General features: G+C 63.7%; 15 protein-coding genes, 1 pseudogene and 2 riboswitches. Of the genes and pseudogenes, 8 read left to right on the top strand and 8 right to left on the bottom strand.

The genetic code is table 11. The features are described from left to right. Window positions 1-170: 170 nt before the first annotated feature. Together rfbG and rfbF are read right to left on the bottom strand one after the other, a co-directional pair. A complete protein-coding gene (rfbG, locus tag AB4Y32_RS29775; protein ID WP_368724758.1) occupies window positions 171-1,247 on the bottom strand; it encodes a CDP-glucose 4,6-dehydratase in 1,077 nt (358 codons plus the stop codon). Continuing rightward, window positions 1,244-2,017: a glucose-1-phosphate cytidylyltransferase gene (rfbF, locus tag AB4Y32_RS29780; protein WP_368724759.1), complete on the bottom strand. Its 774-nt coding sequence runs from the start codon at window positions 2,015-2,017 to the stop codon at window positions 1,244-1,246. The genes rfbG and rfbF overlap by 4 nt, the downstream gene beginning before the upstream one ends. A 299-nt stretch (window positions 2,018-2,316) precedes the next feature. Further along, a riboswitch (glycine riboswitch) is annotated at window positions 2,317-2,426 on the top strand. Between the two features lie 52 nt (window positions 2,427-2,478). Beyond that, a riboswitch (glycine riboswitch) is annotated at window positions 2,479-2,621 on the top strand. A gap of 88 nt (window positions 2,622-2,709) precedes the next feature. On the opposite strand from rfbF, the gene gcvT reads away from it, so the two are divergent. The 6 genes from gcvT (at window position 2,710) to AB4Y32_RS29810 (ending at window position 11,876) form a co-directional block, all read left to right on the top strand. Then, window positions 2,710-3,828 carry a glycine cleavage system aminomethyltransferase GcvT gene (gene gcvT, locus AB4Y32_RS29785; RefSeq protein ID WP_368724760.1) on the top strand — a complete coding sequence of 373 codons (1,119 nt, stop codon included), beginning with the start codon at window positions 2,710-2,712 and terminating at the stop codon, window positions 3,826-3,828. A gap of 113 nt (window positions 3,829-3,941) precedes the next feature. Next, a complete protein-coding gene (gcvH, locus tag AB4Y32_RS29790) occupies window positions 3,942-4,322 on the top strand; it encodes a glycine cleavage system protein GcvH (RefSeq protein WP_090870586.1) in 381 nt (126 codons plus the stop codon). Between the two features lie 64 nt (window positions 4,323-4,386). Next, the gene (gene gcvP / locus AB4Y32_RS29795) at window positions 4,387-7,317 is read left to right on the top strand and encodes an aminomethyl-transferring glycine dehydrogenase (RefSeq protein WP_368724761.1); all 2,931 of its coding nucleotides are present in this window, start codon (window positions 4,387-4,389) and stop codon (window positions 7,315-7,317) included. A 240-nt stretch (window positions 7,318-7,557) separates the two neighbouring features. Continuing rightward, on the top strand, window positions 7,558-8,601 hold the full coding sequence (locus AB4Y32_RS29800) for an alginate lyase family protein (RefSeq protein ID WP_439899860.1): 1,044 nt from the start codon (window positions 7,558-7,560) through the stop codon (window positions 8,599-8,601). A gap of 97 nt (window positions 8,602-8,698) precedes the next feature. Further along, entirely contained in the window at window positions 8,699-10,087 is a 1,389-nt protein-coding gene (locus AB4Y32_RS29805) for an L-serine ammonia-lyase (RefSeq protein WP_368724763.1), read from the top strand. 88 nt (window positions 10,088-10,175) lie between these two features. Continuing rightward, window positions 10,176-11,876 carry a thiamine pyrophosphate-binding protein gene (locus AB4Y32_RS29810; protein WP_368724764.1) on the top strand — a complete coding sequence of 567 codons (1,701 nt, stop codon included), beginning with the start codon at window positions 10,176-10,178 and terminating at the stop codon, window positions 11,874-11,876. A gap of 174 nt (window positions 11,877-12,050) precedes the next feature. Here the strand turns inward: AB4Y32_RS29810 and AB4Y32_RS29815 are convergent, their stop codons facing one another. Together AB4Y32_RS29815 and putA are read right to left on the bottom strand one after the other, a co-directional pair. Then, on the bottom strand, window positions 12,051-13,199 hold the full coding sequence (locus tag AB4Y32_RS29815; RefSeq protein WP_368724765.1) for a branched-chain amino acid ABC transporter substrate-binding protein: 1,149 nt from the start codon (window positions 13,197-13,199) through the stop codon (window positions 12,051-12,053). An 88-nt stretch (window positions 13,200-13,287) separates the two neighbouring features. Further along, on the bottom strand, window positions 13,288-17,262 hold the full coding sequence (putA, locus tag AB4Y32_RS29820) for a trifunctional transcriptional regulator/proline dehydrogenase/L-glutamate gamma-semialdehyde dehydrogenase (protein WP_368724766.1): 3,975 nt from the start codon (window positions 17,260-17,262) through the stop codon (window positions 13,288-13,290). Window positions 17,263-17,570: 308 nt separating this feature from the next. Between putA and AB4Y32_RS29825 the strand changes: the two genes are divergently transcribed. Further along, the gene (locus tag AB4Y32_RS29825) at window positions 17,571-17,732 is read left to right on the top strand and encodes a hypothetical protein (protein ID WP_368724767.1); all 162 of its coding nucleotides are present in this window, start codon (window positions 17,571-17,573) and stop codon (window positions 17,730-17,732) included. 302 nt (window positions 17,733-18,034) lie between these two features. On the opposite strand, the pseudogene AB4Y32_RS29830 reads toward AB4Y32_RS29825, so the two are convergent. The 3 genes and pseudogenes from AB4Y32_RS29830 to hemE all read right to left on the bottom strand — a co-directional run. Continuing rightward, window positions 18,035-18,511, bottom strand: a pseudogene (locus AB4Y32_RS29830) (putative sulfate exporter family transporter); the annotation flags it as partial. Window positions 18,512-18,521: 10 nt separating this feature from the next. Further along, window positions 18,522-20,780, bottom strand: a complete 2,259-nt coding sequence (locus AB4Y32_RS29835) for a primosomal protein N' (RefSeq protein WP_368724769.1) — start codon at window positions 20,778-20,780, stop codon at window positions 18,522-18,524. A 445-nt stretch (window positions 20,781-21,225) separates the two neighbouring features. Further along, window positions 21,226-22,329, bottom strand: a complete 1,104-nt coding sequence (gene hemE / locus AB4Y32_RS29840; protein WP_368724770.1) for a uroporphyrinogen decarboxylase — start codon at window positions 22,327-22,329, stop codon at window positions 21,226-21,228. Between the two features lie 172 nt (window positions 22,330-22,501). Here hemE and AB4Y32_RS29845 point away from each other — a divergent pair, with 172 nt between their 5' ends. Further along, on the top strand, window positions 22,502-23,296 hold the full coding sequence (locus AB4Y32_RS29845; RefSeq protein ID WP_368724771.1) for a transporter substrate-binding domain-containing protein: 795 nt from the start codon (window positions 22,502-22,504) through the stop codon (window positions 23,294-23,296). A gap of 793 nt (window positions 23,297-24,089) precedes the next feature. On the opposite strand, the gene AB4Y32_RS29850 is transcribed toward AB4Y32_RS29845, so the two are convergent. Next, entirely contained in the window at window positions 24,090-25,820 is a 1,731-nt protein-coding gene (locus tag AB4Y32_RS29850; RefSeq protein ID WP_368724772.1) for an AMP-binding protein, read from the bottom strand. Window positions 25,821-25,954: the final 134 nt, after the last annotated feature.

The following is a 25,954-nucleotide window of genomic DNA, read 5'->3' on the forward strand; positions in this document are numbered from 1 at the left end:
GATTTGCCTGCCTGTCTTGTGTCCCGAAGCGCACATGGCACTTGCCGGCCCAGTCGCGGACTATGTACGGACAGTGTACGAATTGCGCTCTTTCTTTAACCGCGGAATACGGGGCACTTTCCCCAGCAATTCGAACCGCTAGCCGGGGCTGCGGCTTGCAGGCAGGCGAATCAGCACGCGGTGGCGCGGTCGAGATAGCGTTCGAGCTGGCGCAGCGACACGCTGCGCATGTCGGTGCGCGCAAGCCATGCCCGATACCAGTCCGCTGTCAGCGCAAGCGTTTCGTCGAGATCGATGCGCGGAGCCCACGCGAGGTGCGCACGGGCCTTCGAGGTGTCGAGCTTCAGCAGCGTCGCCTCATGCGGCTGCTTCGTGGCGGCGCCGAAGCACACGCGTGCCGGATTGCGCCATGCCGTCGCCAGCGCGAAACGTTCGATTACCTGCCTGACCGTGCGCACGCCACCTTCGTCCGGACCGAAGTTCCACGCACCGGCAATGCCAGGCTCGCGCAAGTACGCGCGTTCCGCGAGTTCCAGATAGCCGTGCAACGGTTCGAGAACGAACTGCCACGGACGCACGGCTTCGGGATAGCGGATTTCGAGTTCGGCATTGCGCTCGATTGCGCGAACAAAGTCAGGCAGCAGCCGGTCGGACGCGAAATCGCCGCCGCCTATCACGTTGCCCGCGCGAGCTGTCGCAACGACGACGCCCGCAGCATCGAGAAACGACGAGCGCCACGCGTTCGTAGCGATTTCCGCAGCGGCCTTGCTTGCGCTGTAAGGATCGTGGCCACCCAATGGATCGGTCTCGCGATAGCCATAGACCCATTCACGGTTGTCGTAGCACTTGTCCGTCGTCACCACGATCACGGCACGCACCGACGGCGTCTGCCGCACCGCTTCGAGCAAATTGACCGTGCCCATCACATTCGTTGCGAACGTCGCCGTGGGCTGCGCATAACTTTCGCGCACGAGCGGCTGCGCAGCAAGATGGAACACCACCTCCGGCTGCGCGGCCTGCATGGTGGACTTCAAACGCCCGGCATCGTTGATGTCACCCGCCATCGACTGGAGATGCGCACCGACGCCCGCCAGTTCGAAGAGGCTTGGATCAGTTGGCGGCGGCAATGCGTAGCCCGTTGTACGAGCGCCCGCGTGACTCAGCCAGAGGGCAAGCCAGCTGCCCTTGAAACCCGTGTGCCCCGTCACGAAGACGCGGCGATTCCGCCAGAACTCCGAAGTGCTCATGACACCGCGTGCCGCCACGGAGCCTTCCCCGAGTTCCACAGGCTATCGAGAACCGTTTTGTCGCGCAGCGTGTCCATCGGCTGCCAGAAACCGTCATGAAAGTGCGCGCGCAGCTGTCCTTCGCTCGCGATCCGCTCGATGGGTTCCTGCTCCCACAGCGTCTCGTCCCCATCGATGTAGTCGAGCACGCGCGGATTCAGCACGAAGAAACCTGCGTTCACCCAGCTGCCGTCCCCATGCGGCTTTTCCTTGAATGAGATGACCTTGTCGCCTTCCACATTCAGCGCGCCGAAACGACCAGGCGGCTGCGCGGCCGTCACCGTCGCGAAGCGGCCATGCGAGCGGTGATAGTGGATCAGCGCCGACACGTCGATATCGCCCACGCCGTCGCCATAGGTCATGCAGAAGTCTTCGTCGCCGAGATAGCGGCGGATTCGCTTCAGCCGGCCGCCCGTCATTGTCTTTTCGCCCGTGTCGACCACCGTCACGCGCCACGGTTCAGCCGTGTGCTGATGGACCTCCATCGAGCCGCGCGCAATATCGAACGTGATGTCCGCGTTGTGCAGCATGTAATTGGCGAAGTACTCCTTGATGATGTAGCCCTTGTAACCGACGCACACGATAAAGTCGTTGATGCCATGAGCGGCATAGATCTTCATGATGTGCCACAGCATCGGTTTGCCGCCGATTTCGACCATCGGCTTCGGCTTCAGCGTGGTTTCCTCCATCAGCCGGGAGCCAAGACCGCCGGCCAGAATGACTGCTTTCACGGACCACCTTCAAGGTAGTTTTTGACGCATCGATGCTAGCCTGGGCAACGGGAGGTCAAACGGGCGGATAGAGGCCACATCTGGCTCGATATCATGCGAATGGCGCGCTGCTCATTTCGTCGGATGCACGTGGCCCGTCCAATCTTTTCAGCGCCTGTTTATCGTGCATGCCGGTGTGCGGCCCAACACTTTCACCCGATCATTACTGATGCCGATGCCCTGCGCGCGTCCGACGTCCCGCGCCGCACATAGAGTCGAAACCTTTATTTGACAAGCCTCCCACCCTCGCGTACATTCGCCGCACGCGTCGGGAGAGCGCGCCGCCTGCTGTCGTCTTGAGTACACCGCAGCCAGCGCCGCCGAAGGGGCACACCCGCAAACTCTCAGGCAAAAGGACCGAACGCGTCGAAAAATCCCGCTCGTCATCCGGTCATAGCGACCTCATTCGAATGAGCGCGCGTTTTTCGCACTCTGGAGAGCGGCAGTAGCGCCGATGCACACATGCTGCACGCGCAAGCTGCCCACCGAAGGGGCGCGCGCCACGCCATCCAGCACTCGCTGACGGCGGCGCAATCTCTCAGGTATCGAGGACAGAGGGGGCATGCAGTAATCGCTCGTTGGCCCAAGGTGGGATCAGGCCGCGAGGGGTTTCGCCGCATGGCCTTTCCTGTTTAGCGACGCCCGAGGCCCCGATGACCGAACTCAAACACACCCCGCTCCACGCCACGCACCGCGCGCTGAATGCCCGCATGGTCGACTTCGGCGGCTGGGACATGCCGGTAAACTACGGCTCGCAGATCGAAGAGCATCGCGCCGTGCGCACCGATGCCGGCATGTTCGACGTGTCCCATATGTGCGTCGTCGATTTCAAGGGCGAACGCGTGCGCGCTTTCTTCGAGCGCGCGCTGGCCAACAACGTCGGCAAGCTGCAGACGCCGGGCAAAGCGCTCTACTCCTGTCTGTTGAATCCGCAAGGCGGCGTGATCGACGATCTGATCGTCTACTACTTCTCCGAAGACGATTTCCGCGTCGTCGTGAATGCGGGCACGGCCGAGAAAGATGTCGCGTGGTTCAACAAACTCAACGACTCCGAAGGCTTCGGCCTCACGATCGAGCCGCGCCGCGACTACGCGATCGTCGCCGTGCAAGGCCCGAACGCGCGCGAAAAAGTCTGGGCGACGGCGCCCGCCGCCCGCGCTGCCAGCGAAGGCCTCAAGCCGTTCAACGCGGCGCGCGTCGCCGATACGCTGTTCGGCGAGCTGACCGTCGCGCGCACCGGCTACACGGGCGAAGACGGCTTCGAAATCATCGTCCCCGCCACTCACGTCGAAGCGCTGTGGAACGCGCTGCAGGCACAAGGCGTGCGTCCCGCGGGCCTCGGCGCGCGCGACACGCTGCGCCTCGAAGCAGGCATGAACCTGTACGGCCAGGACATGGACGACAACGTGTCACCGCTCGACGCCGGTCTCGCATGGACCGTCGACCTGTCCGCGCCGCGCGATTTCATCGGCCGCGCGAAACTCGAAGCGGACGGCTCGAAGTCGTCGTTCGTCGGCCTGATCCTGCACAAGGACAACGGCAAGGCGGCGGGCGTGCTGCGCGCGCATCAAAAGGTGGTCACGCCGCACGGCGAAGGCGAAATCACGAGCGGCACGTTCTCGCCGACCATGCAGGAGTCGATCGCCTTTGCGCGCGTGCCGACAGGCGTGCAGCCGGGCGACGTCGTGCACGTGCAGATACGTGACAAGGCACTTCCCGCCAGCGTGGTTAAACTGCCATTCGTGCGCAACGGCAAAGTGCTCGTGAGCTGATCGATACCCGAGCTCGCGATGAGCGTCACGAGACAGTCACCAGACAGACACCAAAGCGTCGCGTGCGTCCCATCCATCAAGTCAACCGAATCAAACCGTTTTAGGAGCATCCGATGAGCATCCCGGCCGATCTGAAATACACCGAATCGCACGAATGGGTCCGCACCGAAGCGGACGGCACGCTGACGGTCGGCATCACCGACCACGCGCAAGAAGCGCTCGGCGACATCGTCTTCTTCGAAGTGCAGCAACTGGGCCAAACCGTCTCGGCAGGCGATACCGTCGCCGTCATCGAATCGGTGAAGGCGGCTTCCGATATCTACGCGCCCGTCTCGGGCGAGATCATCGAAGCAAACCCGAACGTCGCCGATACGCCCGATGCCGTGAACGGCGCGCCGTACGACAACTGGCTGTTCAAGATCAAGCCGGCTGCGGGTGCATCGCAGGACAAGCTGATGGACGCCGCGGCATACGGCAAGTCGATCGGCGAATAAGTCATCTACCCACGACAGGCGCGGCGTTCACGACTGGCGAACGCCGCGCCGGCAGGAACAATCAATGAAGCTCGAACACCCGGATCATCTGATGAACCGCACTCCCCTCTCGCTCGCCGCGCTCGAAGTGCACGACGCCTTCGCTGAACGGCATATCGGCCCCGATGCGGCCGATCAGCAGTCGATGCTCGAAGCGCTTGGCTTCGCATCGCGCGCCGCGTTGATGGACGCGGTGATTCCGAAGACGATCCGCCGCCAGGACGCGCTGCCGCTCGGCCCCTTCGCCCAGCCGAAGAGCGAAGCCGAAGCGCTCGCCGCGCTGCGCGAACTCGCGGACAAGAACCAGGTGTTCCGCTCGTACATCGGCCAGGGCTATTACAACGCGCACACGCCCACCGTCATCCTGCGCAACGTGCTCGAAAATCCTGCGTGGTACACGGCTTACACGCCGTATCAGCCGGAAATCTCGCAGGGCCGTCTCGAAGCGCTGCTGAACTTCCAGCAGATGATCGTCGACCTGACGGGTCTCGCGATCTCGAACGCTTCGCTGCTCGATGAAGCGACGGCCGCAGCCGAAGCGATGACGCTGCTGCAACGCGTCGGCAAGCCGAAGTCGAACATTTTCTATGTGGCAGACGACGTGCTGCCGCAAACCATCGAAGTCTTGAAGACGCGCGCGAAGCCCGTCGGCATCGAAGTAAAGGTCGGCCCGGCCGCCGATGCCGCTAACGCAAATGCGTTCGGCGTGCTGCTGCAATACCCGGGCGTCGACGGCGACGTGCGCGACTACCGCGCGCTCGCCGACGCGATCCACGCAGCAGGCGGCCACGTGGTCGCCGCCGCCGATCTGCTCGCGTTGACGATCCTCACGCCGCCGGGCGAATGGGGCGCGGACGTTGCCGTCGGCAACTCGCAGCGCTTCGGCGTGCCCGTTGGCTTCGGCGGTCCGCACGCTGCGTACCTGGCGGTGCGCGACGAGTTCAAGCGTCAGATGCCGGGCCGTCTCGTCGGCGTCACCGTCGATGCGCAGGGCAACCCCGCGCTGCGTCTCGCGCTGCAAACGCGCGAACAGCACATCCGCCGCGAAAAGGCGACGTCGAATGTGTGTACCGCGCAAGCGCTGCTCGCGATCATGGCGAGCATGTACGCCGTCTATCACGGCCCGCGCGGCCTGAAGACGATCGCGCAGCGCGTGAACCGCATCGCCGCGCTGCTCGCCGAAGGCGCGAAGCAATTGGGCTACACGCTCGTCAACGAAACGTTCTTCGACACGCTCACGTTCGAAACGGGCGCGCGCACGCAGGCGCTGCACGACGCGGCGACGGCCAAGCGCATCAATCTGCGCCACGTGAGCGACACGCGTGTCGGCATTTCGATCGACGAAACCACGACGCGCGCCGATCTCGCCGATCTGCTCGCGGCATTCGCGCAAGCCGCGTTTGTCAGCGACGTGCCGCAAATCGATGAACTCGACGCGAAGCTCGCTCAATCGAACACGTTCCCGGCGACGCTCGAACGCGAAAGCGCGTACCTCACGCATCACGTGTTCAACCGTCACCATTCCGAAACGGAAATGCTGCGCTATCTGCGCAGCCTTGCGGACAAGGACCTCGCTCTCGACCGCTCGATGATTCCGCTCGGCTCGTGCACGATGAAGCTCAACGCGACGTCGGAAATGCTGCCCGTCACGTGGCCCGAGTTCGGTCAGATCCATCCGTTCGCGCCCGCACAGCAAACGGTCGGCTACCGCGAAATGATCGATCAGCTCGAACAGATGCTGGTCGCGGCCACCGGCTACGCGGCCGTGTCGCTGCAACCGAATGCTGGCTCGCAAGGCGAGTACGCGGGCCTGCTGATCATTCACGCGTATCACGAGTCGCGCGGCGAAGGTCATCGCAACGTGTGTCTGATCCCCGCTTCGGCGCACGGCACGAACCCGGCGTCCGCGCATATGGCGGGCATGCAGGTCGTCGTCGTCGCGTGCGATGCGCAAGGCAACGTCGATATCGAAGACCTGAAGAAAAAGGCCGGGCAGCACGCCGACAAGCTCGCGGCCATCATGATCACGTATCCGTCGACGCACGGCGTGTTCGAGCAGAACGTCCGCGAAATCTGCGAGATCGTGCATGCGCACGGCGGCCAGGTGTACGTCGACGGCGCGAACATGAACGCAATGGTCGGCCTTACCGCGCCGGGCCAGTTCGGCGGCGACGTCTCGCACCTGAACCTGCACAAGACGTTCTGCATTCCGCACGGCGGCGGCGGTCCGGGTGTCGGTCCTGTTGCCGTCGGCGCGCATCTGGCGAAGTTCCTGCCGAATCAAACGTCGACGGGCTACGAGCGCGACGCGAACGGCATCGGTGCTGTCTCCTCTGCACCGTATGGCTCTGCGTCGATCCTGCCAATCTCGTGGATGTACATCGCGATGATGGGCGCGAAGAACCTGACGGTCGCGACAGAAGCCGCGATCCTCAACGCGAACTACGTCGCGAAGAAGCTCGCGCCGCATTACCCGGTGCTGTACTCGGGCCCGGGCGGACTGGTCGCGCACGAGTGCATTCTCGATCTGCGTCCCATCAAGGAAACGAGCGGCATCAGCGTCGATGACGTCGCGAAGCGTCTGATCGATTACGGCTTCCACGCGCCGACGATGAGCTTCCCGGTGCCGGGAACGCTGATGGTCGAGCCGACCGAATCGGAATCGAAGGAAGAACTGGACCGCTTCATCGAGGCGATGATCGCGATTCGCAATGAAATCCGTGCTGTCGAAGAAGGCCGCAGCGATCGCGAGGACAATCCGCTGAAGCATGCGCCGCACACGGCGGCTGTCGTCGTCGCGAACGAATGGGCACATGGCTATGCACGCGAGACGGCGGCGTATCCGCTGCCTTCGCTGGTCGCGAAGAAGTACTGGCCGCCCGTCGGCCGTGCGGACAACGCGTATGGCGACCGCAACCTGTTCTGCTCGTGCGTGCCGATGGCGGACTACGAATAAGGCCGTATTCAGCGCATCGATATGTTGAAGTAATGTGAACCGCGCGTCGCGTCCAAACGTGTCGCGCGGTCCTGTCCATTGTTCTGTTGCTTGGCGCGTCAAACCGTTACCATCACACACCGATCCAGCCCAACGAAGGAGTTTCGCATGGTGCGACAGGTGCGAATGATGCAATCCAGGACACATCGTGCGCGTACGCCGCAACAACGTATTTCCGCCTCGCCGCTTGCGGCGCTGTTGATGATGTTCGCTGCGTTCTGCGCGCAAAGCGCCCATGCCGCGATGAACCTCTGCGCCGCGCCTGCGCTGCAAACCAGCGAGCGCACCAACGCCGATCCGGGTGTCAAGGCACTGGTAAGCAATGTTCAGGCGCACCTGGCCGAGCCAACGCACGCGGTTCGCCGATTGCATACGGAAGGCACGCTGCCGCACGAAGATATCTACGATCAGAGCAAGGACGCGGAGAAAGACCTCGATCTGCTGCGCGATGCCGCGCTCGCGTGGCGCGCAACCAGCGACGACCGCTATCTGAAGCTCGTCGACCGTCTGCTGTATGCCTGGGTGACGATCTATGAGCCGTCGTTCAATCCCATCGACGAAACGCCGTTCGAAGGGCTGATCCTCGCGTACGACATGACAGCGAGCGCGCTGCCCGTCAAGACGCGCAACGCGACGATGGCTTTTCTCACGAAACTCGCCAACGGCTACATCGCGCAGATCGACGCACAAAAGCGGCCGCTGACGGGCACATTCCGAAACAACTGGCAGAGTCATCGGGTCAAACTGATAGCGATGGCGGCGTTCACGCTCGACAACCGCAAGATGATCGACGCGGCGCAGCGTCTGTACGTCGAGCACGTCAACGACAACATCGCACCCGACGGCACGACCGTCGATTTCGGCGAACGCGATGCGCTGCACTACGTCACCTACGATCTTCAGCCGCTCGTGACGGCCGCGCTCGCGGCGCGCCGCCACAACCGCAACTGGCTCAACGAGCGCGCACCGAACGGCGCGACGCTCGCCGCCGCGTTGAACTGGCTCACGCCATATGCGAGCGGCTCGAAGACACACGACGAATTCGTGCATTCGAGCGTGCCGTTCGATGCGAAGCGCCGCGAAGCCGGCATGCCCGGCTACAGCGGACAGTGGGACCCGAAGAACGCGGCCGAGCTGTATCACCTCGCCGCGCGGCTCGACGGACGCTATACGCCCGTCGCGCTGAAACTGGCACCGACGCCGCCCGCGTGGCTCGCCGTGTGTCTGCCGTTGCCGGCGCGTTGATCACGCGTCGCGTATTGGCCGCCGAATTCGGCACATTCTGCTGCCGCGTTACCCGCGCAGTGCAGCACAAACGAAATTCTTGTTAGCAGGAGCAGCCATGGCAGTCAGCGTATTCGATCTCTTCAAAATCGGCATCGGTCCGTCGAGTTCGCACACGGTCGGTCCCATGCGTGCAGCGCTGATGTTCGCGCAAGGGCTCGAGCGCGATGGGCTGCTCGACAACACGGCATCGGTGAAGGTGGATTTGTATGGCTCGCTCGGCGCAACGGGCAAAGGCCACGGCACCGATCGCGGTGTGATGCTCGGCCTGCTCGGCGATGCGCCCGATACCGTCGATCCCGATACGATCGCCGCGCGTCTCGACCAGGTTCGCACGTCGCGCACGCTCGCGCTGCTCGGCAAGCACGACATTCCGTTCGTGCAGAGGGAGCACATTTCGTTCTACCGGCAAGCGCTGCCGGAGCATCCGAACGGCCTCAAGCTGCGCGCATTCGATGCGAACGGCGAGACGTTGCGCGAAGCGACGTATCTGTCGGTGGGCGGCGGCTTCGTCGTGACGGCGGGCGCGCCGAATACGAAGGTGCTGTCGGCTGTCGACCAGTTGCCGCATCCGTTCCACACGGGCACGGAACTGCTCGAGATGTGCAAGGCGACGGGCAAGAGCATTGCGCAGCTGATGTGGGAAAACGAGTGCGCATGGCACACGGAAGAAGAGACGCGCGCAGGCTTGCTGAAGATCTGGGACGTGATGCAATCGTGTGTCGCGCGCGGCTGCGGCATCAACAACCCGGACGCGAATGGCAACCTGCCCGGCCCGTTCCAGGTGAAGCGCCGTGCGCCGCAACTGTATCGCGCGCTAACGGGCAATCCGGAACGCGCATTGCAGGACCCGCTTTCGATGGTCGACTGGATCAACCTGTATGCGATCGCGGTGAACGAAGAGAACGCAGCGGGCGGACGCGTCGTCACGGCGCCGACCAACGGCGCGGCGGGCATCATCCCCGCCGTGCTGCACTACTACACGCGCTTCATGCCGAACGCGAATCAGCAAGGCGTGCTCGACTTCCTGATGACGGCGGCCGCCATCGGCATTCTGTACAAGCTGAACGCGTCGATCTCCGGCGCGGAAGTGGGCTGCCAGGGCGAAGTGGGCGTCGCGTGCTCGATGGCGGCGGGCGCGCTCGCGGCCGTGATGGGCGGCACGCCGCTGCAAGTCGAGAATGCCGCCGAAATCGGCATGGAGCACAACCTGGGCCTCACGTGCGATCCCGTCGGCGGCATGGTGCAGATTCCCTGCATCGAGCGCAACGCGATGGCGTCGGTGAAGGCGGTGAACGCGGCGCGCATGGCGTTGCGCGGCGACGGCAGCCACTACGTGTCGCTCGACTCCGTCATCAAGACGATGCGCGAGACGGGCGCCGACATGAAGACCAAGTACAAGGAGACGTCACGCGGCGGGCTCGCGGTGAACATCATCGAATGTTGATCGCATGTTGATGCCGCTTTTACGAATGACATCGGCGCGTGTCTCGGCGTAAGCTGTCGAAGCTCTTCTGACTGGAGGTGTCTTCGCAATGTCGCTGTCTTCCGATGCTTCATCTATGACGACTGGCGCGCGGCTCATGGTCGACGCGTTGTTGACGCATGGCGTCGAGCGCGTGTTCTGCGTGCCCGGTGAAAGTTTTCTGGCGGTACTCGATTCGCTGCACGACGAGACCTCGCGAATCAAGACGGTCGTGTGCCGTCACGAGGCGGCAGCGGCCAACATGGCTGAAGCCGTCGGCAAACTGACGGGCCGTCCCGGCGTGGCGATCGTCACGCGCGGCCCGGGCGCGACGCATGCGTCGATCGGCGTGCACACGGCGTTTCAGGACTCCACGCCGATGATTCTGCTGATCGGCCAATGCGCGCGAGAGCATCTCGATCGCGAGGCGTTCCAGGAGATCGACTATCGGCGCATGTTCGGGCAGATGGCGAAGTGGGTCGCGCAGATCGACGACCCGCGTCGCATTCCCGAGTACATGAGCCACGCGTTCCATACGGCGACATCGGGCCGGCCGGGTCCCGTGGTGTTGTCGCTGCCCGAAGACGTGCTGAGCGAAGCATGCGCCGCGATGCCGGGCGCGCCCGCATATCAGCGCGTGGCCGCGGCGCCGGCGCCGCAACAGATCGAACGTCTGCGCGGCCTTCTCGAAGGCGCGAAGAAGCCGATGGTGATCGCTGGCGGCAGCGGCTGGACCCCGCAAGCGTGCGAGGATTTGCGCACGTTCGTCGAAAACTGGCGGTTGCCCATCGGCCTCGCGTTCCGCTTCCAGGACACGCTCGACAACGAGCATCCGAACTATGCGGGCGATGTGGGCCTCGGCATCAATCCCGCGCTCGCGAAGCGCATCGAGGATGCGGACGTGCTGCTCGCACTCGGCCCGCGCCTCGGCGAAGCAACGACGGGCGGCTACACGCTGCTCGACATTCCGAAAACGAAGCAGACGCTGATCCATATTCATCAGGGCGCGGAAGAACTGGGCCACGTCTATGCAGCCGATCTCCCGATCGTCTCCGGCATGCCCGAAATCGCATCGATGCTCGCGGCGCTCAAGCCATCGGCGAAGCTGGCCTGGGAAGGCACGGCCAACGAGGCGCACGACGCGTACGTCGAATGGCGCAAGCCGCGCACAATCCCCGGCGACGTGCAGCTTGGCGAGATCATGCAGCAACTGCGCGAACACTTGCCGAAGGACGCGATCCTGACCAACGGCGCGGGCAACTACGCGACGTGGCTGCACCGGCATTTCGCGTACCGTCATTTCCGTTCGCAACTTGCGCCGACGAGCGGCGCGATGGGCTACGGCGTGCCCGCGGCGATCGCGGCGAAGTCGATGTATCCGGACAGAACGGTCGTCGCGTTCGCAGGCGACGGCTGCTTCATGATGTCGTCGTCCGAGCTTGCGACGGCGATGCAGTACGAGCTGCCCGTGATCTTCATCGTGGTGAACAACAGCCACTACGGCACGATCCGGATGCATCAGGAGCGGCACTATCCGAACCGCGTCCACGGAACGGGCCTGACGAACCCGGACTTCGCAGCATTCGCGAAGTCCTTCGGCGCGCACGGCGAAACGGTGGAGCGAACGGAAGACTTCATGCCCGCGTTCAAGCGCGGGCAAGAATCGAAGAAGCCGGCCGTCATCGAAATCCGCCTGCCGCAGGAAGCGAGCACGCCGGGCGCGACGCTCGAACAGATTCGCGTACAGGGTAGAAAGCTGCGCGACGAGTGATGCAGGCGCGCGCAAGCGCGCACTACCGGCGGCATAAGCGGAATACGCGACATACGCAGCATCAAAACAAAAAGCCTCGCAGAGCAAAATCTCTGCGAGGCTTTTTTCGTCAATCGATCAGGCTGCGACGCTCAGCCAGCAACAACCGCCGAGCGCCACACGCCTTAACGGGAATTACTTGCCGCCCACGCTTTGCAGCGTCGTCCACTTGCCGTCGACGACCTTGTACAGCGTGATGCCGCCGTTCTTCAGATCGCCCTTCGGATCGTAGGCCAGATCCTTGGTCGTCACAGCAGGCATATTGGTCTTCGCGAGCACGGGCAGGTACTTGGCCGGATCGGTCGAGTTCGCCTTCTTCATTGCGTCGAACATCGCCATTGCGCCGTCGTACGCGTACGGCGAGTACGTCTGAACGTCTTCACCGAAGCGCTTCTTGTACTTCGCGACATAGTCCTTGCCGCCCGGCATTTCTTCCAGCGGCAGACCCGCCAGCGAAGCCACCGTGCCGTTAGCCGCATCGCCTGCGATTTGCAGGAACGTCGGCGTGTGCACCATTTCGCCGCCCATCAGCGGAGCCTTGATGCCCAGCGTCTTCATCTGCTTGACCATCGGTGCAGCCTGCGAATCGGCGCCGCCGTAGTAGATCAGATCCGGCTGCACCGACTTCAGCTTCGTCAGGATCGACTTGAAGTCGACGGCCTTGTCGTTCGTGAACTCACGATCGACGATCGTTCCGCCCGCAGCCTTCGCTGCCTTCTCGAACTGGTCGGCGAGACCCTGGCCGTAAGCCGTGCGGTCGTCGACGATCGCAATCTTCTTCATGCCCAGGTTCTTCACCGCGAACGTGCCCGCGACGGAGCCTTGCTGCGTGTCCGACGTCATCATGCGGAACGTCGTCTTGAAGCCTTGCTGCGTGTATTCCGGAGCCGTCGCCATCGCGATCTGCGGGATGCCCGCGTTCGCGTAGATGCGCGATGCCGGGATCGTCGTGCCCGAGTTGAAGTGGCCGAGCATGCCCTTGATGCCGTCGTCGACCAGCTTCTGCGCGACCGTCGTGCCCGTGCGCGGGTCAGCCTGGTCGTCGGCCACGTCCAGCACGAAGCGAACCGGCTTGCCGCCGATCGTCGGCTTCGTCGCGTTCATGTCTTCGACTGCGAGCGTGATGCCGTTCTGGAAGTCCTTGCCATAGTGAGCCTGTGCGCCCGTCATCGGACCGGCGAAACCGATTTTCACGTCTTCGGCCTGCTGAGCGTGCGCAGTCCCCGCCAGCGACATGGTCGCGAACAGCGTCGCGCCTGCCAGCTTTTTCATCGTGTTTTGCATATCTTCTCCTTGGTACCAGGTGTGGACGGCGCGGTGATCGGTGTCGCCGTCTCGCGCCATTTTTTTGAATCGATCAAGCGAGGTTCGCTCAGCCGATCGTCATCAAATTCGCATTACCGCCTGCTGCGGCCGTATTCACGCTGACCGAACGTTCCGTCAACAGACGTTCGAGCGCGTAATCCTCATCGCCGCTCTCCAGCGCGCGCGCCGCGACGCCCTGCACCGAGACGATCGGCCCCGCGCGCTTCGCGACATCCTTCACGAGCGTCAACAGTTCGTCGCTGTCGCCTTCGAAGAGCACGGCATCGAACGATGCTTCCGCGCTCTTCTTCACGCTTGCGTACGGCTTCAGCGTGGCGGGCAGCGCAGCATACAGCTGCTCGCCCGCTGCGCCCTCGAACAGCGCCTTGTTGCCCGTCGCAAGCGCCGCCGCGAACTGCACGCGCGCGCCGCTTGCCGTCGACGCGACGCACAGCACCGTGCCGCGCGCGCCGAGCGTGTACGTGTTGCGCTCGCCCGTCGGACCGGACAGCACGGCCGTCGCGCCCGCCGGGATGTGCGTAAGGTAGCCGTCGCAGCGCGCGGCCAGCACCGGCTCGCGTTCCGCGATCAGCCAGTCGCGCAGCGCCGTCAGCGCAGCGGCAGGATTATCGCTTGTCGCGCCGCTGGGTGCACCATTCGATGCGCCGCTCGATGCACCATTCGGCGCGCCTTGCGAAGCGTCGACCATCAGCGTCTGCGCGAGCGACTTCGGCAAGCCAGCCGGACGCGTCGCGAGCAGACGTTGCAGATAGAGCGCGCCGCCCGCCTTCGGCCCCGTGCCCGACAGCCCTTCGCCGCCGAACGGCTGCACACCCACGACTGCGCCGATCACGTTGCGGTTCACGTAGATATTGCCCACGTGCGCGCGGCTGATCACATGCGCGATCGTTTCGTCGATACGCGTGTGGATGCCGAGCGTCAGTCCATAGCCTGTCGTGCGGATCTGTTCGAGCAGCTTGTCGAGCGCGCTTCGGCGATAGCGCACGACATGCAGCACCGGACCGAACACTTCGCGCTTCAGTTCGTCGATGCTGTCGAGCTCGATCAGCGTCGGCGGCACGAACGTACCGGCTGCGCAGGCGTCCGGCGTCGGCAGCTGCGTGACCTTGCGGCCCTTCTCGCGCATCGCGGCGATGTGTGCATCGATACCGCGCTTCGCTTCCGCGTCGATCACGGGACCGACGTCGATCGACAGGCGGTCCGGATTGCCGACGGCCAGTTCCTTCATCGCGCCCGTCAGCATTTCGAGCGTGCGGTCCGCGACGTCGTCCTGCAAGCAGAGAACGCGCAGCGCGGAACAACGTTGACCGGCCGAATCGAACGACGATTGCAGCACGTCCGCGACGACCTGTTCTGCGAGCGCCGACGAATCGACGATCATCGCGTTCTGGCCGCCCGTTTCGGCGATCAGCGGAATCGGCTTGCCTTCGGGGTCGAGCCGGTTCGACAGCGTCTTGTTGATGAGGCGCGCGACTTCCGTCGAGCCCGTGAACATCACGGCACGCGTACGGGCATCGGCCACCAGAGCAGCGCCGACCGTTTCGCCATCGCCCGGCAGCAGTTGCACCGCGCCTGCGGGCACGCCCGCTTCGCGCAGAATGCGCACGGCTTGCGCGGCGATCAGCGGCGTCTGCTCAGCGGGCTTCGCGAGCACCGTATTGCCCGCTGCGAGGGCAGCGGCCACCTGGCCCATGAAGATCGCGAGCGGGAAGTTCCACGGGCTGATACACACGACGGGACCGAGCGGACGATGCGTATCGTTCGAGAACTCATCGCGAATCTGCGCCGAGTAGTAGCGCAGGAAGTCGATCGCTTCGCGGATTTCAGCGACCGCGTTCGGCAGCGACTTGCCCGCTTCGCGCACGACGAGGCCCATCAGCGTGTGCATTTGCGCTTCGAGCAGATCGGCGGCGCGCGTGAGGCAATCGGCGCGCGCTTCGATGGGCGTCGCCTGCCAGATCGGCGCTGCGGCGACCGCGTGCGCGAGCGCGGCGCTCACATGTTCCGGCGTCGCTTCGACGACCGTGCCGACGACGTCGCGATGATCCGACGGATTGCGCACGTCGCGCGCATTGCCGACGGCGATCTCGTTGTCTTCGAGCATCGGCGCGGCGCGCCACGGATGATTCGCGCTCGCCAGCAGCGCCGACGACAGCGACGCGAGACGATGCTCGTTCGAAAGATCGAGGCCCATCGAATTGCTGCGCTCCGCGCCATACAGATTGCGCGGCAGCGGAATCTTCGCGTGCGGCGCGCCGAGCGGCATGATCTTCGCTGCTTCTTCGACAGGATCGGCGACGAGTTCCTTGATGGGCACGCTTTCGTCGGCGATGCGGTTCACGAACGACGTGTTCGCGCCGTTCTCCAGGAGACGTCGCACGAGATACGCGAGCAGCGTTTCGTGCGTGCCGACGGGTGCATACACGCGGCACGGACGGTTCAGCTTGTCGCGGCCCGTGACCTCTTCGTACAGCGGCTCGCCCATGCCGTGCAGACACTGGAACTCGTACTGGCCGGGATAGTAGTTGCCGCCCGCGAGGTGATAGATCGCCGAGAGCGTGTGCGCGTTGTGCGTCGCGAACTGCGGATAGACGGCATCGGGTGCGCCGAGCAGCTTCTTCGCGCACGCGAGGTACGACACGTCCGTGTAGATCTTGCGCGTGTACACGGGATAACCTTCGAGGCCGTCCACTTGAGCACGCTTGATTTCCGTATCCCAGTACGCGCCCTTCACGAGGCGCACCATGATGCGGTGACGGCTGCGGCGCGCCAGATCGACGATGTAGTCGATCACGAACGGGCAGCGCTTCTGATACGCCTGCACGACGAAGCCGATACCGTTCCAGCCTTGCAGTTCGGGATCGAAGCACAGCGCTTCGAGCAGATCGAGTGAGATTTCCAGACGGTCCGCTTCTTCCGCGTCGATGTTCAGGCCGATGTCGTAGCGCCGCGCGAGGATTGCGAGCGCGCGCACGCGCGGCAGCAGCTCGCTCATCGTGCGTTCCTGCTGCGAACGCGAGTAGCGCGCATGCAGTGCCGACAGCTTGATCGAAATGCCCGGGCCTTCGTAGATGCCACGGCCGCCCGCAGCCTTGCCGATCGCGTGGATGGCCTGCTCGTATGACGCGTAGTAGCGCTGCGCGTCGGCTTCCGTGGTCGCGGCTTCGCCGAGCATGTCGTACGAATAGCGGAAACCGCGCGCTTCGAATTTGCGGCTGTTCGCGAGTGCTTCGGAGATGTTCTCGCCCGTGACGAACTGCTCGCCCATCAGGCGCATCGCCATGTCGACGCCCTTGCGGATCAGCGGCTCGCCGCCCTTGCCGATCATGCGCGTCAGCGCCGACGACAGACCCGTTTCGCTATTCGTCGTCACCAGCTTGCCGGTGATCATCAGGCCCCACGTCGCCGCGTTCACGAACAGCGACGGCGCATGGCCGACGTGCGAGCGCCAGTCACCCTTGCTGATCTTGTCGCGGATCAGCGCGTCGCGGGTTGCGCGGTCGGGAATGCGCAAGAGCGCTTCGGCGAGGCACATCAACGCGACGCCTTCCTGGCTCGACAGCGAAAACTCGTGGATCAGCCCCTCGACGCCGCCGCCCGAACGCTTGCCGCGCAGCGCTTCGACGAGACGCGTGGCCATCGCCTGCACGTCGCTCGCGATGTTCGCGGGCAGACGCGCCTGGCCGATCAGGAACGGCACGCACTCCGGCTCGGGACGACGATAAGCCGCCGTGATCGCCGCGCGCAGCACCGATTGCGGCTGCACGCTCTGCGCGAATTCGAGGAACGGATGCGATGCGTCGCTCTCGTCGGAATCGACGGCGGCACCGTCGGCGAGGTCGGTCGCGTTCTGATGGCCGGTGAGTTCTGCGGGAAGCTGACCGTGCTCGATCTTCTCGAGGTAAGCGAAGATCGCCTGCTTGATCAGCCAGTGCGGAGTGCGTTCGAGACGCGTGGCGGCATCTTTCAGCCGGGTACGCAAAAGGTCGTCGACCTTGACGCCAAGGGTAGTGCTCGCCATGTTTCCTTCTTCATTGCCGGACGGACGCCGGCCAAAGACTAAAAAGTTGGGCGAATCGTACCCCTCTCAATAAAAAGGTGCAACCAGTTCGATGAATCGGTTGCACCCTTCGACGAGCCTTGCTGCACAAGGGTTTGCAGCGGAAGTGCACCGTTCCGATGCACGCGGTTGCGCTCGGTGTTTTCCCTGGATGGGTTTTGTCTCGACGCACCCTTATCGAAAGCGGAATCGCGCCGTTATACCGGTCATGAAATGCGCAGCGACGCTCGGTACGGGGTTCGCAGTCTCGCTAAAACGGGGTGGCCGGAATGGAAAAGTGGATCGTGGTAACGGGGATTTGGATGATGTTCGCGTCGTGCATGGTGCTGTTCATCCGCGGCGCCACGGGCCCGTCGCGCAACGAGTTGCAGCCCGTCGAAGTGAAAGACGACGAGCGCGATGTGAAGCAGCAGGGGTCGTTTCGGGTCTGAGGGCCGTGCGTGTTTTTCAAGCCGACGCGCGGACGGCGCGAGTGCAGCGCTCGCGCGCCTGACAGGTCAGCAGTGACGCGGCAAGAACCGGCTGCAATGGTCGCGACGCGCGACGAGCCGATCGTGCACAACGCACAGCCGGCTATCAGCGACGCTCGCACCGAATCCCGAACCGAAGATAGCGAGGCCCGCAATGCGTTGCTCAAGTGAATGCCGATCGTCGGCGCGGAACCGGCAATCCGCGCAGCAAGGCCGGCGCGCGTCGGGCTGCGCGCCGATGTTGTCGTCGAGAACGGGTGCGCTCACGAGCCCTGTCCCAAGCTATTCCAATACGGTGCGAACACGTGCGCGGACCGCGCGTAGCCGATGGCGATATTGACGGCCACGCCGACGGTGAACGCGATAAGCGGCTTCACGCCCGTCGCCGCCAGCGAACGGATGCGCGTCGTCTGCCCGATGCTGAAGAAGCAGAAGATGAACGCCCACGTGCGCAGCGCGGTGATCGGCGCGACGAACTCCGGCGTGACTACCTTGCGATAGCCGGCGAGCGAGCAATGGCTCGCGATCCGCGTGACGAGCGCCAACGCGATCACGAAGCCGATCACGAACTTCGGGAAACGCGCCCAGGTCTCGCGCACATCGGCTCTCGCCGCAACGCCGTTTTCATCGGATTCCCAGCGCGTCGTCGAGTCGAGCGAAACGCCAAACGAAACGACCTTTCGCTCTATCGATATGACTTGAAGGGATTTGCACGCAGATGCGCGCAAGAAGCCTGCGGCGAGCGGCTCGCTAGATGTCGAGAGGATCGACTTCGATGCTCCAGCGCAGCACGCCTTTGATCGCGCGCAGCGAGGGTTGCCATGCACGGAGCGTCGCCTGCAGCGCCGCGCGCGACGCGCTTTCGACCAGCAGTTGCGCGCGGTGCACATGCATCACCTTGACGACGGTGAGCGGCACCGCGTCGTAGACGGTCACGCGGGCGGCGGCGGGAACGTCGGCGAGCGCCGCCGCGGCCTGTTGCAGGAAGGTGAGCGCGGCGTCGAGCGTGCGGCCCTCGGCGCGCAGCATCGCCTGATAGACGAATGGGGGCAGATGCGCGTCGCGGCGCTCGGCAAGCGTCGAATTGGCGAAGCCGATGTAATCGTGACGAGCAAGCGCGTGATACAGCGCATGACGCGCATAGCGCGTCTGCACGAGCACTTCGCCCGGCAGGCCCGCTCGGCCCGCGCGGCCGCTCACCTGCATCAGCTGCGCGAAAAGCCGTTCGCTCGCGCGGAAATCGTGCGAGAAGAGCGCGGTGTCGGCGTTCAGCACGCCGACCAGCGATACGCGCCGGAAATCGTGCCCCTTCGCGATCATCTGCGTGCCAACGAGGATATCGACCTCGCCGGCATGAACATCGGAGAAAAGCGCTTGGGCGCTGCCTTTGCGGCGCGTACTGTCGGCGTCGATGCGCAGGACGCGCGCGCCCGGCACGGCGCTCGCCAGCGCCTCCTCGACGCGCTGTGTGCCACGCCCGAGCGGCGCGATATCCACGTTCCCGCATTCCGGGCACGAGCGCGGAATACGCGACTCCCAGCCGCAGTGGTGGCAGCGCAGCGCGCGTTCTGGCTTGTGCAGCACGACGTAGGCGCTGCAGCGCGGACAGCCCGCGACCCAGCCGCAAGCGTCGCAGGCGAGTTGCGGCGCGTAGCCGCGACGGTTCAGGAACACGAGGCTTTGCTCGCCGCGTTCGAGGCGCGCTTTCAGCGCCGCGATCAGCGGCCCGGACAGCCCTTCGACGGATGCGCGTCCGCGCCGCCGTTCGTTCTCGAGGTCGATGAGGCGGACGGCCGGCAACGCCGCGTCGGCGACGGCGCGACGCGACAACGTCAGCCGCCTGTAGCGCCCCTGCTCGACCTGCCACCAGCTTTCCAGCGACGGCGTCGCCGATCCGAGCACGACGGGCACGCCGAGCTGCTTCGCGCGCCAGACGGCGAGATCGCGCGCTGAATAGCGCAAGCCTTCCTGCTGCTTGTAAGCGGGGTCGTGCTCCTCGTCGACAACGATGATCGACAGATGCGGCAGCGACGCCAGCACCGCGAGCCGCGTGCCGAGCACGATGCGCGCGCGCCCCGTGTGCGCGGCGAACCAGTTGCGGGCGCGCTCGCCTTCGGCGAGGCCGCTGTGCAAGGTGACGATCGCGGTATCGTCCATCGACGCGAAGCGCGCGCGGAACGCAGCCTCGAACTGCGGCGTGAGGTTGATCTCCGGCACGAGCACGAGCGCCTGTGCCTGAGGATTCGCGGCCAGCAGCGCCGCCAGCGCGCGCAGATACACCTCCGTCTTGCCGCTGCCCGTCACGCCGTGCAGCAGGAATGGCGCGAAGCCTTGCGCATCGCAGATCGATTCGACGGCGGCCGTTTGCTCGTCGGTGAGCATCGGCAGCGTTGCGTTCTGCGGGGCGTGATGCTGTGAAGGGAGCGGCGCGGCGGGATCGATCACGTCGAGCGCGACCCAGCCTTCGGCTTGCCACGCTTCGAGCGTCGCGGTCGCCTTTGGGTGCAGGGCACGCGCATCGGCGGCAGGCAGCGTCTCTACTCCCGCCAACGCAGCCGCCAGGCGGCGCAGCGCGCTCGCGCGGGCGGGCAGCGCGTCCGGCAAAGCAGTGCGGCCGGCGGGCAGCAAACGGTAGTACTCCTCGGGTGCGAGCAGCCGCGCCCAGCGCGCCGCGTCGCGCAACGCTTGGGGCAGCGCCGGCAACGCGACTTCGCCGATACCGCGCTGGTAGTAATCGGCGGCAAATTGCGCGAGTTGCAGCCAGTGAGCGGAAAGCGGTGGGCATGCGGCACACACGCCGGCCACCGATTTCAGACGGTCGGGCGGCACTTCACTGTGAGCGGTCACTTCGGCGATGAGCCCTACCACGTGACGCTTTCCGAACGGCACGCTGACGAGCATCCCCCGCGCCGGCGACAGCACGGCTTCGCAGCGGTAGTCGAAGAGCGTCGGCAGCGGATGATCGAGCGCGACGCGGACGTAGGTGCCCGTCAGATCGTCGATCCGCATAGCCGCCGTTCATCGGGACGGTTATTCACAGGCTGACAGCCTCCGGGGCCACACTTAAAGTAAAACTTCAATTTCGGCGCTAAGTTTTGAATTTGTCTCAACAATTGCGTCCCGCCCGCCCCGCCTGTGGATAACTTTGTTGAGAACTCGGTCCGAATGCGCCGAAGACCGCGCCGCGCGGGCCTCTCTGTGGGATAGGGCACATTTGTCTTAAGATCCGCAAAGCCTTGTCACTCAAGGGATTGACCAGAGATCTGCGGATTTTTCGAGCCAGGTGTGACAATCAATCCCTCTACTGCGGCGCAACGTGACAAATGTGCATAAGTCAAGTCTTGACAACGTCGGGAGCACCATCGGGCGGCCTATGGAACGCCAATTTCCGCCTTCGGCCGAGAGCATGCGTCGTTGCACTGCAACAAAACCGTCACAATGCGATGAGCCCGCTTTATGCCGGTTGGTTGCCGCCCGCTGCCCGAATCGCGCGGCTGTGCCGATGCACCTCGTCGACCAGTTCGGCGACGTGTTCCGGCGGCGTGAACTGCGAAATACCGTGCCCCAGATTGAAGACGTGACCCGGGTGGTTGCCGAAACTGTCGAGGACCGCGCGCGCCTCGATGCGAATCGTCGACGGCGGCGCAAACAGCACGGAGGGATCGATGTTGCCCTGTAGGGCCACCTTGCCGCCGACGCGCTCGCGCGCCTTGCCCAGATTGACCGTCCAGTCGAGCCCGACGGCATCGACGCCCGTCGCCGCGATCTCTTCGAGCCACAGGCCGCCGCCTTTGGTGAAGGTGATCACCGGCACGCGGTTGCCGTCGTGCTCGCGCTTCAACTGGCTCACAGCCTGCTGAATATAGTGCAGCGAGAAGCGCTGATAAACGCCATCCGCGAGCGCGCCGCCCCACGTATCGAAGATCATCACGGCTTGTGCGCCCGCTTCGATCTGCGCGTTCAGATAGGCGGCGACTGCCTTTGCGTTGACGTCGAGAATGCGGTGCATCAGGTCCGGCCGTGCGTAGAGCATCGACTTGACGGTTCTGAAGTCGTCCGAACCGCCGCCTTCGACCATATAGCACGCGAGTGTCCACGGACTGCCCGAAAAGCCGATCAGCGGCACGCGCTGACGGCCTTGCGCGTCGGTGAGCGCCGTGCGGATCTGGCGAACGGCATCGGTGACGTAGCGAAGCGTGCTGTCGATATCCGGCGCCGCGAGGCGCGCGACGTCGTCCTCGGTGCGCACGGGCCGCGCGAATTTCGGACCCTCGCCCACCTGGAAATCGAGACCGAGACCCATCGCGTCGGGGATGGTGAGGATATCGGAAAAAAGAATCGCCGCGTCCAGCGGATAGCGGTCGAGCGGCTGCAACGTGACTTCCGTCGCGTAGTCGGGATTCTTCGCGAGTCCGAGGAAACTGCCTGCGCGGCTGCGCGTCGCGTTGTATTCGGGCAGATAGCGCCCCGCCTGGCGCATCAGCCAGATCGGCGTGTAGTCGGTCGGCTCGCGCAGCAGCGCGCGCAGGAAGGTGTCGTTGAGGAGATTGTGGGCCACGTCGCTTGCAACTTAAGGCAAAGCGGCATTTTAACCGCTGGGCGTCGGCGGCAACCTGCGTAATCCCCGCAATTGCTGTTTGTCCTATGCCTTCCCGCCGATGGTCACAGATAGTTGCGCAGGCTATTATCCGTTCCGTTGGCCCACAATAAACAACGATAGAGGAGATTCAATGAAGAAATTCAGCTTGCTTCTCGCCGCTGCACTGTGCTGCGTCGGCGCAGCCCATGCGCAAAGTGCCGCATCATCCGCCCCCGCGACTTCAACATCGCGGCTCGACGAAATCACGGCACGGGGCACGCTGCGGGCCTGCACGACGGGCGACTACAAGCCGTACTCGTTCTACAAGCAGGACGGGCAGTTCGAAGGCATCGACATCGACATGACCGAATCGCTCGCCAAATCGCTCGGCGTCAAGGCGGAATTCGTGAAGACGTCGTGGTCGAATCTGATGAACGACTTCGTCGCGAAGTGCGACGTGGCCGTGGGTGGCGTTTCGACCACGCTGGACCGGCAGAAGCGCGCGTTCTTTACGGAGGCGTACCAGGTGGACGGCAAGACGCCCATCGTGCGCTGCGACGACGTCAACAAGTACCAGACGGTCGCGCAGATCGACCAACAGTCCACGCGCGTGATCTTCAATCCTGGCGGCACCAACGAGCGCTTCGCGCGTCAGTTTTTCCACCACGCGAATCTCACCGTTTATCCGGATAACGTGACCATCTTCAAGCAGATCCTCGCGGGCAAGGCCGACGTGATGGTAACGGATGCGTCCGAGACCCTCCTGCAGCAGAAGCTCAACCCTGGGCTGTGCTCCGTGCATCCGGACAAGCCGTTCCAGTATGGGGAAAAGGCGTGGATGGTGCCTCGCGGCGACGTCGTGTTCCAGCAATACGTCGATCAATGGCTGCACCTCGCGAGAGCAAGTGGCGAGTATCAAGCCATTTCGGACAAGTGGCTGAAATAAGCCGAACCGAGCCGAGTTTGTGACGGCCAAGGCAGTCGCACTTACCTGTTGGGGCGAGAGGCTGCCTCTGTCCGTGATGAGCAATGCTTGCGGTTCGCCCGGCGAGCTACGAGTCCGTGCGGGACGGTCCGCTAATTCCGCGTTGCGGCAATATGCAACTGCGCAGCCAAGCGCGAGTTTCAAGCATGTGCGGTCCGGATCGGTATGAGCATTCGGGCTCGAGGCTTTGCATTCACTCGTGGCCCCTGTGTTGGCGGGATTCCTGGCACGACGCGATGCAGCATGCGCTTCGAACGATAGTCCGGAAGCGGACGAAATCGACTGAAAACGTATCGGTAATAATTGCACCAAAATCGCTTCCCTATCGCAATAAATCCCGCTGCGCCTTATCTGGCGGGCGTTACAACCTGAAACACTTTGTTACCGCGCGAGCGAACTAATTCGCCCACAATGCCTTTCACGGGTTCAGCACGGATGCGGCCGGGTAGTAGTGTCTTCGGACAACTCGACGGCTGGTCGGCGTAAATGCCGAAGCTCTCTTATCAGGGGCATCTCTGCTGGAGTCGTGATCGGCGTCGATCGCGCCGGTTGTTCGACTCCTCCAATGGTCTCCTCGCGCTAACCCCGTAGCGTGTGGTTTTTAGCGGGCTCCAGGCCCGCTTTTTTTTTATCTAGCCAAACGTTTGCGCATCACCCATCTGTGTGCGCGAGCCGGCAAATTCCCTCTCAAAACAAAACGCCGTGTGATTTGCACACGGCGTTGAGTCCTCTTCCGGATAACGGCGATGCGCCGTCAGGCCGTCTTGTCTTCCTTGAGGTGAAGTTCGCTGATCATTCGTTCGCGCATCACGAACTTCTGGACCTTGCCCGTGACGGTCATCGGCAGCTCGTCGACGAAACGGATGTATTTCGGAATCTTGTAGTGCGCGATCTGGCCACGGCAGAATTCCTGCACTTCCTCGGCCGTGAGATGCTCGCCGGCGCGCAGGACGATCCATGCGCACACTTCTTCGCCGTATTTCGCATCGGGCACGCCGAACACCTGAGCGCTCTGAATCTTAGGGTGCCTGAAAAGAAATTCCTCGATCTCTCGCGGATAAATGTTCTCGCCGCCACGAATCAGCATGTCCTTCAGACGGCCGACGATATTGCAGTATCCCTCGGCGTCGAGCGTTGCGAGGTCGCCGGTGTGCATCCAGCCGTCGACGACGCTTTCGCGCGTTTTCGCTTCATCGCCCCAATAGCCCTTCATCACCGAATAGCCGCGGGTGCACAACTCGCCCGTTTCGCCGACAGGCACGGTGTTCCCGACTGCATCGACCACTTTCACTTCGAGGTGCGGCTGAATGCGGCCGACCGTCGTCGTCCGTTTGTCCAGCGGATCGGTCGTCGAGCTTTGGAATGACACCGGACTCGTCTCAGTCATCCCATAAGCGATCGTGATCTCGGCCAGGTGCATTTGCGAAACGACGCGTTTCATCGTCTCGATCGGGCATGGCGAGCCGGCCATGATGCCCGTGCGCAGGCGCGACAGATCGAAGGTCGCGAAGTCGGGGTGGTCGAGTTCGGCGATGAACATCGTCGGCACGCCATGCAGCGCCGTGCATTTTTCCTCGGCGACGGCCGCCAGCGTCGCGCCGGGCTCGAATGCCTCGCCCGGGAAGACCATCGCCGCCCCCACCGACACGCAGGCCAGCACCGCCAGCACCATACCGAAGCAGTGATAGAGCGGCACCGGAATGCAAAGCGAGTCCTTCTCCGTCAGCCGCATCGCCATGGCGATATAGCGCGCATTGTTCACGACGTTCCGGTGCGTCAACGTCGCGCCCTTCGGATTCCCGGTCGTTCCGCTCGTGAACTGGATGTTGATCGGGTCATTGGCGTCGAGCGTTGCGCCGACTGCGTCGAGTTTTGCGGGATCGTACGTGATTCGGCCACGCTCGATCACATCCGAAAACGTCAGCATGCCCGGCGTCTCCGCATCGCACATGCGGATCACGATGCGCAAGTCCGGGAGGCGCGCGGCGTGGAGATTTCCGGGAGTGGCGGTTGCCAGTTCGGGCGCCAGTTCCTGAAGCATCTGCAAGTACATCGACGACTTGAACTTCTCCGCCGAAATAATCGCTTTGCACCCAACTTTGTTCAGCGCGTATTCGAGTTCGGCAAGGCGATAAGCGGGATTAATGTTGACGAGAACGGCGCCGATCCGCGCCGTTGCGAACTGCGTCATCAACCATTCGATGCGGTTCGGCGACCAGATGCCAACGCGATCGCCTTTCTCGATACCGAGTGCCAGCAATCCCGCCGCCAAGGTGTCGACTTCTTGCAGAAACTCCGTCCAATTCCAGCGAATCTGTTGCTCGCGAAACACCACGGCCGGATGTTCGGGGAAGCGCCGCGCGGTATCGACGAGAAACTGACCGACCGTCGATTCGCTAAGCGGCACGTCCGTCGAACCGCGCACGTATGACAGCCCGTCCTTCGGCTCGATGTTTGCGCCCTCTCCTGCAGCTTGCGTTGCCATGGTGGTGTCTCCAGAGATGATTCGCCGTATTGAGATGAGTTTGCGACCGATTGTGCCCCGGTCGTGAGCCGACCGGCATCAAGTCTTACCCGCAACTTTCTAGCTGTTCGGGCACTGCCGGTATGATTTTGCTG

The organism is Paraburkholderia phymatum (assembly GCF_040965635.1).
Classification (GTDB): Bacteria; Pseudomonadota; Gammaproteobacteria; order Burkholderiales; family Burkholderiaceae; genus Paraburkholderia; species Paraburkholderia phymatum_B.

What these genes read in the sequence shown, in the direction of transcription:
- gcvP (WP_368724761.1), top strand. Translation starts at nt 4,387, where the DNA reads ATGAAGCTCGAACACCCGGATCATCTGATGAACCGCACTCCCCTCTCG.
- gcvT (WP_368724760.1), top strand. Translation starts at nt 2,710, where the DNA reads ATGACCGAACTCAAACACACCCCGCTCCACGCCACGCACCGCGCGCTG.
- putA (WP_368724766.1), bottom strand. Translation starts at nt 17,262, where the DNA reads ATGGCGAGCACTACCCTTGGCGTCAAGGTCGACGACCTTTTGCGTACC.
- AB4Y32_RS29810 (WP_368724764.1), top strand. Translation starts at nt 10,176, where the DNA reads ATGTCGCTGTCTTCCGATGCTTCATCTATGACGACTGGCGCGCGGCTC.
- AB4Y32_RS29845 (WP_368724771.1), top strand. Translation starts at nt 22,502, where the DNA reads ATGAAGAAATTCAGCTTGCTTCTCGCCGCTGCACTGTGCTGCGTCGGC.
- AB4Y32_RS29835 (WP_368724769.1), bottom strand. Translation starts at nt 20,780, where the DNA reads ATGCGGATCGACGATCTGACGGGCACCTACGTCCGCGTCGCGCTCGAT.
- gcvH (WP_090870586.1), top strand. Translation starts at nt 3,942, where the DNA reads ATGAGCATCCCGGCCGATCTGAAATACACCGAATCGCACGAATGGGTC.
- AB4Y32_RS29800 (WP_439899860.1), top strand. Translation starts at nt 7,558, where the DNA reads ATGATGTTCGCTGCGTTCTGCGCGCAAAGCGCCCATGCCGCGATGAAC.
- AB4Y32_RS29825 (WP_368724767.1), top strand. Translation starts at nt 17,571, where the DNA reads ATGGAAAAGTGGATCGTGGTAACGGGGATTTGGATGATGTTCGCGTCG.
- rfbG (WP_368724758.1), bottom strand. Translation starts at nt 1,247, where the DNA reads ATGAGCACTTCGGAGTTCTGGCGGAATCGCCGCGTCTTCGTGACGGGG.
- AB4Y32_RS29850 (WP_368724772.1), bottom strand. Translation starts at nt 25,820, where the DNA reads ATGGCAACGCAAGCTGCAGGAGAGGGCGCAAACATCGAGCCGAAGGAC.
- AB4Y32_RS29815 (WP_368724765.1), bottom strand. Translation starts at nt 13,199, where the DNA reads ATGCAAAACACGATGAAAAAGCTGGCAGGCGCGACGCTGTTCGCGACC.
- AB4Y32_RS29805 (WP_368724763.1), top strand. Translation starts at nt 8,699, where the DNA reads ATGGCAGTCAGCGTATTCGATCTCTTCAAAATCGGCATCGGTCCGTCG.